Source organism: Acidimicrobiales bacterium (genome assembly GCA_035533095.1).
Taxonomy (GTDB): domain Bacteria; phylum Actinomycetota; class Acidimicrobiia; order Acidimicrobiales; family Palsa-688; genus DATLUM01.
The window spans coordinates 1-5450 of sequence record DATLUM010000125.1; the positions used below are offsets into that span (position 1 = coordinate 1).

Below are 5450 nucleotides of genomic sequence, written 5' to 3' on the forward strand. Positions count from 1 at the left end.
ACGGCGCGGCGTCCGTCCCCACGCCCGCCACCCACTGCCAGTTGGCGGCGTTGTTGGCAACATCGCCGTCGACGAGGGTGCGCAGGAAGTGCCGCGCCCCGAGCCGCCAATCCAGGAACAGCTCGCGCGTGAGGAAGCTCGCCGCGATGAGACGGGCTCGGTTGGCGATCCAGCCTGTCTCGGCCAGCTCGCGCATGGCGGCATCGACTGTCGGGAACCCCGTCCGTCCCTCACGCCACGCGGTGAGGTCCGGGCAATCGTCGCGCCACGGGATGGCTAGGGTACGCCCGCAGGGATGAAGCTGCGACGACCGGCGGGGGGACCGGTCACCGCCTCGGCCGTGAGGCGCCACCTGGCGAACGCGCGATCCAGGATCGGAGCGGTGACGACGGCCCAGCTCGTGTGGATCCTGGCGCCGCGGCTGCCGGAGCCGGAGGGCGGGGCCCAGCGGACGAGGGGTAGGTGTGCCCGGCGGCGCCCGAACCGTCCGGCTGAGCTCGGTCGGCTAGGATGCCGGGCATGCCGGCATCGACCGATGATCCTGACCGTCCGCCTGCGCCGACCCTCGACGGACGAAGGATTCGCCTCCGGCCCGCGACGGTCGCCGATCGTGACCGCCTGCGGGAGATCCTGCTGGAACCGTCGGTGGCGCAGTGGTGGGGCCCGCCGCGCCCGGGTGTGGACGTCGCCGATGACTGGCTCGAGGTCGACCGCGACACCGTCGTGTTCGCGTTCGAGTTCCATGGCGGCGTTATCGGCAGCATCCAGTACTCCGAGGAGATCGAACCCGACTACCGCCACGCCGGGAACGATTTGTTCGTCGCGACTGCGTGGCAAGGCATGGGGCTGGGGACGGACGCGATCCGGACGCTGGCTCACTTCCTGTTCGAGGTGCGCGAGCATCACCGGCTTGTGATTGACCCCTCCGCAGCCAACGAGCGAGCGATCGCAGCCTATCGGAAGGTCGGCTTCGTGCCCGTCGGGGTCATGCGTGCATACGAGCGCGGTCCCGACGGCACCTTCCACGACGGCCTGCTCCTGGATCTTCTTGCCGATGAGCTGACCTGAGCGACGCCGCCCCCACGGGGCGACCACGGACGGAGTCGACGCGCCCAGTCAACCGCGCGACAGACCGCGAGGTCGGCGTTGTCGCCGAGCTCCTCGCCGCCGGGTCGGAGAAGGGAGCCGCCCACCGCCTCGGCCTGTCGCACTCGACCGTCAAGCACCACCTGGCGAACGCCCGGTCCAAGGTCGGGGCGGTGTCGACGGCACAGCTCGTGTGGATCCTGGCGCCGCGTCTGCCGAAACCCGAGGGCGTAGGGCAGACGGACGAGTGAGAGCCTCCTTGACAATGCGTGCCAGTGGATGACCTCCCCACGAACCCGGCGTGGATCTCGCGCAGGGCTTCATCGCGCGGCTGGTTGGGCACCGCGGACGCCGATCACGCCCATCAGTCCTCGGCGGCCACGTACCCGACTTCCTGGATCAGCCACGTGTTGCCGTCGGGGTCCCTCAGGTCCATGAAGCTCGAGTAGTCCGCGTGGTTCGGATCGATGCCGGGCGTGCTCTGGCCGGCGGCGCCGTAGTGGTAGGGCTCGCCGACTGCGACGCCGCGCCCGACCAGCTCGGCATGCGCCGCGGCGAGGTCGTTGACCACCAGGTGCAGGCCGTGGAGCGATCCCGGCTCCATCGGTGACGTCTTCATCATCGCGATCGCGCACGACGACCCGCGCGGGTTCAGCTGGACGATCCGGAAGTCGCCGGCCGTGTGGTCGACGATGAGCTCGAAGCCGCACTGGTCGAGGTAGAACGCCTTGGCGCGGTCGACGTCCGACACGGGCAGGACGACGAGCTCGAGCTTGTAGTCCACCTTGTCGTTCTCCTCGATAGGGTCGGGCATAGAGCCGACCGTCGCCCGTGGTGACGAAGGTCGGCGCGGAGCCTACCACTACTTCGCGATCTCCCAGATGTAGCCGGCGGGATCGCGGAAGCTGGCGGTTCGGATGCCCCACGGTCGGTCGATGGGACCATTGAGCAACCGCACGCCCCGCTTCGACAGTTCCGCGCACATGGCGTCCACGTCGCCGACGGTGATGGTGAACTGCATGCGAGAACCTGCCTCCGGCAGCGCGACGGCCGCCGGCGCGATCAGCTCCGGCGCTTCGCTGACGCTCAGCAGGTTGATGAGCGTGCCACCGAACTTGAACGCCACGGAGCTGTCGTCCTCGTAGTGGATCTGCAGACCGAAGACGTCGAGGTAGAACTGCTTCGTCGCCGCGAGGTCCTCGGCAAACAGGGTCACGGCATCGATCCTCTTGGCCCACGAATCCACGATGGCACCTCACTGACCGCTGACCGACGGCTGTCGAACGCTCATCCTATTGGGGGCGCAACAGACTCGCTGTGGACGAGGAGGATCGGGCCGTCCAAGCCACCCAACGTCAAGCCAACAGTCCAGGAGGGCCCCGTGCGCAAGATCGTGCTGTACACCCTGATGTCCCTCGAGGCTGACGTCGACGACCCCGCCGGGTACTTCAGCTCGAGCCCGGAGCCTGGTCGACCGCCGGCGTTCGACCGCGCGATGGTCGAGAACGAGGCGCAGGTCACCGCCACGCAGGACGCCGTGCTGCTGGGCCGCCACATGTACGACGAGTGGTCGCTGTACTGGCCGACCGTCACCGACGACCCATTCGCCGACTTCATCAACTCGGTCAAGAAGTACGTCGTGACGTCCACGCCGCTCTCGAACGAGTGGAGCAACGCGGAGGCGGTTCACGGGCCGCTGGAGGACGTGGTGCGCGATCTGAGGGCCCGACCCGGCGGCGACATCGGCGTTCACGGCAGCATCACGCTGGCGCAGTCGCTTTTCGAGGCGGATCTTGTGGACGAGCTGCGGCTCGTGGTGGGCCCGGCGTTTGGCTTCACCGGACGGCGGCTGTTCGCCACCGTCGGCCAGATCCGTCGGCTCGAACTCCTGAGCGCAACGCCAACGCCGAGCGGCAGCGTGATGCTGGCCTACCGGGTGCCCTGATGGGTCCAGCGCGCCATCCATCGCCAACCGCCGCCGTCGTGGGCGTCCACGCCTGGCAGTGACGCGCTCCGTCGGCTGTTCTCAGCCGCCGCACGTCCACAAGCCGTGACAAGCCCGACGTGACCGGGCTCACGTCGCGTCGATCGGCAGCGACCATTGGCATAATGGAGCGAGTGTGCAAGCAGTCGCCCGGGAGGACGTCGATGGCCGTGCGCGTTGACCTGAACATCTCCCTGGATGGCTTCGCGACAACGACCGACCAGACGCCCGAGAACCCGTTCGGGCACGACTGGGCGCGCCTCGTCGGCGCCTACGTCGCGACCCGCACGTTCCGCGCTCGGGTGCTGCACGACGCGTCCGGCGCGGGCACGACCGGCGTCGACGACCAGTACGCGCAGGCCTACTTCGCCGAGGTCGGTGCGGAGGTCATGGGCGCGGGCATGTTCGGGCTGCGCGAGCCCGGGGTCGACGCGGACTGGCGCGGTTGGTGGGGTGACGAGCCCCCGTTCCACTGCCCGGTGTTCGTGCTCACCCACAAGCCGCGCCCGTCGCTCGAGATGGCCAACGGCACGACCTTCCAATTCCTGGCCGCGACGCCCCGGGAGGCGCTCGACCTCGCGCTCGAGGCTGCCGGCGGCAAGGATGTCCGGATCGGCGGCGGCCCGACCGTGGTGCGCGAGTACCTCAAGGCGGGGCTCGTCGACCGGCTCCACGTCGCCATCGTCCCGATCCTGCTCGGCCGCGGCATCCGGCTCTGGGACGACCTCCGCGGGCTTGAGGACGGCTACAGCGTGACGTCGGAGGCCGCCCGGGGTGGCATCACGCACCTGACCTTCTCGCGCTGACTGTTTCGGTCGCCCGGCGCAGAGCCCCGACCGTGCCCTATCGGCCCCGAGGGGCACGGCCCAATCGACCGAATAGGACTCGCGCCCGCCGCTGCCCGACGCTACAGGGCATGACGGCGGCGGTGAGCCAGCCTACTATCGCGCCACCCGGTAGCGGAGGTAGACGACGCTCGAGCTGAAGGTGCGGGTCTCGACGAGCTCGAGATCCACCCGGCGCTCGCGCTGGGGAAAGAACGGAATGCCACCGCCAACCAGCACCGGGTAGACCCTGGCCCGGTACTCGTCGATCAGACCCAACGCGGCCGCCCCGGCGGCGAGAGTCGCGCCGCCGATCGCGATGTCGCCCTCCCCCGGCTCGGCACGCAACCGCTCGATCTCCCCCGCGAGGCCGCCGGAGACCAGGCGGGCATTGCCCTGCACCGCCGACAGCGTGGTGGAGAACACCACCTTCGGGAGCGGCTTCCACAGTGAGGCCCACTCGATCTCTGCGTCGTCGAGCGATGGATCCTTGTCGGCCGTCTCCCAGTACAGCATCGTCTCGTACAGCTTTCGTCCCAGCAGGTGGACGCCGACCTGTCGTATCTCGTCGGTGACCAACCGCCAGACCTCCGCGTCGGGCGGCGGCGCAGTGATGTCGCCGTCCGGCCCGGCGATGTAGCCGTCGAGTGAGACACCCATCGAATAGGTCACGCTGCGCATCAGAAGTCCTCCTCGGTGACGGCTTCGACAATACGACCCATCGTCGGGAACCCGAGAACATGGCCCAACGGCCGAATAGCCATCGAGCGCTGGGGACTGCTGGACACGTAAACCTCCCGAGCGTGCGGCCAAGCCGCCGCATGCCGCGCCCTTCCCCGATCTCGTGAACCGCGACTTCACGGCGCCTGGCCCCGACCCGCTCTGGGTCGCCGACATCACCCAGCTCCCGACAAGGAGCGGCTCCTGCTACCTCGCCGCCGTGACCGACGCCTTCTCCCGCCGGGTCGTCGGCTGGAGCATGGCGAGGGGTCCACGAACAAGGGCCGTCACGGGCGAGAAGGGCCGCTGGGCGGCCGCATCCCCGGGGTGAGCGTCAACCGGGGAAGTCAGTCTGGTCGGGGCGAGAGGGATAGCCCCTTCTTAACTCACGGACCCGCGGGTTTCACCCTAGTCAACAAGACGCCAAGCCGGCGGATCGGCGTGGAACGAACCGCATGAGCCAGGTTCAACGAGCGTCGATCCAGACGGAATCCAACGGCCAAGGATCGCGGAAGGCTCGTGTCAACATTGAAGAAGTTCAGCGGGACTCGTCGAGCCGTCGACGGACCGTCGCGGTGATCCGCTCGACCGACGGCACCGCCAGGTCCTCGAGGACCGCAGCGGACGGCAGTGGGATGTTCGGGGCCGTGATCCTGACGAGCGGTGCGTCGAGGCTGTCGAAGCCGTCGTCCGCGACGATCGAGACGATCTCGGCACCCCAGCCGAGCACCCGCGGGTTCTCTTCGACGGTGAACAGGCGACCGGTCCGGCTGACCGAATCGAGGATGGCTCGGGCATCGAGCGGGATCAGGCAGCGCAGGTCGATCACCTCGGCC

General features: G+C 68.9%; 8 protein-coding genes and 1 pseudogene. 4 read left to right on the forward strand and 5 right to left on the reverse strand.

The annotated features are described in order from the left end of the window. The coding region (locus tag VNF71_14935) for an FAD-binding domain-containing protein (protein ID HVA75851.1) at positions 1-352 on the reverse strand (352 nt) is incomplete at its 3' end. A 167-nt stretch (positions 353-519) separates the two neighbouring features. On the opposite strand from VNF71_14935, the gene VNF71_14940 reads away from it, so the two are divergent. Continuing rightward, entirely contained in the window at positions 520-1068 is a 549-nt protein-coding gene (locus VNF71_14940; protein HVA75852.1) for a GNAT family protein, read from the forward strand. A gap of 382 nt (positions 1069-1450) precedes the next feature. On the opposite strand, the gene VNF71_14945 is transcribed toward VNF71_14940, so the two are convergent. Beyond that, complete coding sequence (locus tag VNF71_14945) at positions 1451-1900, reverse strand: VOC family protein (protein HVA75853.1); 450 nt, start codon at positions 1898-1900, stop codon at positions 1451-1453. 48 nt (positions 1901-1948) lie between these two features. Next, a complete protein-coding gene (locus tag VNF71_14950; protein HVA75854.1) occupies positions 1949-2302 on the reverse strand; it encodes a VOC family protein in 354 nt (117 codons plus the stop codon). A 165-nt stretch (positions 2303-2467) separates the two neighbouring features. On the opposite strand from VNF71_14950, the gene VNF71_14955 reads away from it, so the two are divergent. Together VNF71_14955 and VNF71_14960 are read left to right on the forward strand one after the other, a co-directional pair. After that, positions 2468-3031 carry a dihydrofolate reductase family protein gene (locus VNF71_14955; protein ID HVA75855.1) on the forward strand — a complete coding sequence of 188 codons (564 nt, stop codon included), beginning with the start codon at positions 2468-2470 and terminating at the stop codon, positions 3029-3031. A 203-nt stretch (positions 3032-3234) separates the two neighbouring features. Further along, entirely contained in the window at positions 3235-3876 is a 642-nt protein-coding gene (locus VNF71_14960; protein ID HVA75856.1) for a dihydrofolate reductase family protein, read from the forward strand. Positions 3877-4011: 135 nt separating this feature from the next. On the opposite strand, the gene VNF71_14965 is transcribed toward VNF71_14960, so the two are convergent. After that, entirely contained in the window at positions 4012-4575 is a 564-nt protein-coding gene (locus VNF71_14965) for a dihydrofolate reductase family protein (GenBank protein ID HVA75857.1), read from the reverse strand. 157 nt (positions 4576-4732) lie between these two features. Between VNF71_14965 and VNF71_14970 the strand changes: the two are divergent. Beyond that, positions 4733-4945, forward strand: a pseudogene (locus VNF71_14970) (DDE-type integrase/transposase/recombinase). A gap of 207 nt (positions 4946-5152) precedes the next feature. Here the strand turns inward: VNF71_14970 and VNF71_14975 are convergent. Beyond that, positions 5153-5450: transketolase C-terminal domain-containing protein (locus VNF71_14975; protein ID HVA75858.1), on the reverse strand; the 298-nt coding region annotated here is incomplete at its 5' end.

Bases quoted from the DNA above. Each gene is read 5' to 3' on its own strand.
- VNF71_14940 (HVA75852.1), top strand. From the start codon at position 520: ATGCCGGCATCGACCGATGATCCTGACCGTCCGCCTGCGCCGACCCTC.
- VNF71_14945 (HVA75853.1), bottom strand. From the start codon at position 1,900: ATGCCCGACCCTATCGAGGAGAACGACAAGGTGGACTACAAGCTCGAG.
- VNF71_14960 (HVA75856.1), top strand. From the start codon at position 3,235: ATGGCCGTGCGCGTTGACCTGAACATCTCCCTGGATGGCTTCGCGACA.
- VNF71_14965 (HVA75857.1), bottom strand. From the start codon at position 4,575: ATGCGCAGCGTGACCTATTCGATGGGTGTCTCACTCGACGGCTACATC.